At 44.6% G+C, this 1,885-nt stretch carries 2 protein-coding genes; one reads left to right on the forward strand and one right to left on the reverse strand.

The window, feature by feature from the left end; translation table 11 throughout:
* The first annotated feature begins 18 nt into the window (after positions 1 to 18).
* Positions 19 to 222, forward strand: coding sequence for a DUF2892 domain-containing protein (locus tag A3761_RS17895; protein ID WP_068512074.1), 204 nt, complete (start codon positions 19 to 21; stop codon positions 220 to 222).
* Here A3761_RS17895 and A3761_RS17900 read toward each other — a convergent pair.
* The coding region (locus A3761_RS17900) for a DNA topoisomerase 3 (RefSeq protein ID WP_068750622.1) at positions 219 to 1,885 on the reverse strand (1,667 nt) is incomplete at its 5' end. The two genes, A3761_RS17895 and A3761_RS17900, sit on opposite strands and share 4 nt — an antisense overlap.

Consider the following 1,885-nt stretch of genomic DNA (forward strand, 5'->3'; position numbering starts at 1 on the left):
TAGAAGAGGTTTTAGATCATGAATATCGATAGAACTGTATTTGCCGTTGCCGGGCTGTTTATTCTTGTTAGTGTTATTCTCAGTCAGGTCCATTCGGTCTATTGGCTGGCATTTACGGCTTTTGTTGGCGTCAATATGTTTCAGGCAGCATTCACAGGATTCTGCCCAATGGCCATGCTACTAAAAGCCTTAGGAAAAGAGCCCGGTTGCGCATTTCGTTAAGCGCCAACTTTTAATGTGGGGCTCGCCTTTTTGCGTCGGGCCTTATATTTACGTTTTTTAAATTTGTTTTGCGCTTTAAGGCCAGCTAAGGCTGAAAGGTGTGTATCTTTTGCCCTACATAGTAAGTGACTGATTTGTTGTTCAAGTGGCAGCATAAAATCAGCATATGCATACTCCCCCTGACTCATTTGCTTTAGCATCAACTCCCAGTGTGCAGTCATATCGGGCAATGAAACCTCTTCTGGCAGACTCGCTATCACTTTTCTACCAGCCTCTGTCGCTTTAATGGCTTTACCTTCTCGGTAAATAAACTGCCTCTTGAATAACAGCTCAATGATCGAAGCACGTGTCGCTTCTGTTCCAAGACCATCGGTATCTTTTAGTATTTTTTTGATCTCGGGGTCACTCACAAAACGGGCTATACCGGTCATCGCCGCGAGTAAACTTGCATCGCTAAAGTGTTTAGGAGGCTGAGTAAGCTTGCTAAGCAAGTCTCCAAATAAACAAGTAAAACGCTCACCTTTCTTGAGCTGAGGTAAAGCTACGGTTTGTTTTTCATCCTTAGTGGATTTAAGTACCTGCTTCCAACCCGGCTCACTGGTTTCCCTCGACTTTGCTCGGAATAAGCCACCGGCAATTCGAAAGCTGATTTCACGGTCGGTATAAGCCCAAGCCGGAAAAAACTGAATAAGATAGTGCTTTGCTATCAATTCATATACTTGCTGCTCAGCTTTACTCAATAATCCCTTTTTTGACTTATTCGCAGTTGGAATGATCGCGTGATGAGCACCAACCTTGGCATCATTCCAAACACGTCCTTTTAAACTTGAGTCGGCACTGTTACATATATTCTGTAAGTTGGTATTGCTAGCGATTGCATCGAAAATTTGTGCAGATTGGCTTAAGTGCCCCGAGGGTAGATAACGATTGTCAGAGCGAGGATAGGTAATCAGTTTATGTCGTTCATACAGATTCTGACAAGTATCCAAGACGGTCTTAGCACTCATACCAAATGCTTTAGCAGCATCGATCTGTAACGCAGATAAATTATATGGCAAAGGCGCAACTTGCTTCTTGGACTTAGCACTTGTTGCTTCAACATTAGCTGGCTGCCCCTTAATTCGCGCCACCACATTTTCAGCCAAAGCTTTGTTTATGACTCGCCCTTCGCTGTCCTGATAGGGCTCGCAAGCTTCGCTCGGCTGCCAACGGGCAGATAAAACTTGTTGTTCAGATATTTGGATATGGGCATCGACTTCGTAATAGTCTCGCACCACAAAGGCTTCAACTTCTGCATCTCGCCGAACAATCAAGCCTAGCAAGGGTGTTTGCACCCGCCCGATTGAAACCAGGCCCTGAAAACCGACCTTTTGAGCCTGAAGCGTAAAAGCGCGAGTTAGGTTCATTCCATAAAGCCAGTCTGCACGTGAACGAGCTAAAGCTGAAACAGATAAAGGCACAAAGTCTTTATTCGACTTTAGAGAAGCCAGGGCTTGCTTAACAGCGGGTAGATTTAAATCACTAATCAGGCAGCGTTCAATACTATCTTTCACTGACGCTTTAACGCCGACATGGTGAATCAGCTCATCCACCAGTAGCTGACCTTCCCTATCAGGGTCACCACAATGAATTATGTGATCAGCCTGTTTGACTAACTTTTTTA

The organism is Oleiphilus sp. HI0123 (assembly GCF_001635315.1).